The 465-nt window shown below is 47.5% G+C and carries 1 protein-coding gene; it reads left to right on the top strand.

The annotated features are described in order from the left end of the window. Nucleotides 1–465 (top strand): transposase (locus CIK04_RS32590; RefSeq protein WP_142995068.1); only part of this gene is annotated, 465 nt, incomplete at both ends.

The raw sequence follows: 465 nt of genomic DNA, 5'->3' as shown, positions 1-465 counted from the left end.
GCGTTAGACCGAGAAAAAGCGGGTAAGAAGCCTCTTAAGGCTCGTGAATCAGAGTCAAAAACAAAGAATACCAAAACCAGCACCACTGACCCAGAGAGTGGCTTCATGACTCGTGATAATAAGCCACAAGGCTTCTTCTAYCTCGACCATCGAACCGTTGATGGTCAACATGGAATTATCCTCGATACCTATACCACCGCGGGCAACATCAATGACTCACAGCCTTACGTTCAACGCTTAGATTACACGCTTGCTACATTCCAATTGAACCCGATAGCCGTTGGACTGGATGCGGGCTACTTTACCGCTCCAGTGGCGGAGTCACTTGAACGTCGAGGTATTCTTGGCGTGTTCGGTTATCGACGTCCATCGAGAACGAAAAATGCRTTCAAAAAGAAACACTTTACTTACGACGCGCAAAGAGACAGCTACCAATGTCCGAATGGGCAGGCGTTGCTTTATAAA

This window comes from Vibrio sp. 03_296 (genome assembly GCF_002265885.1).
This window is presented reverse-complemented; position numbering and strand designations above follow the sequence as displayed.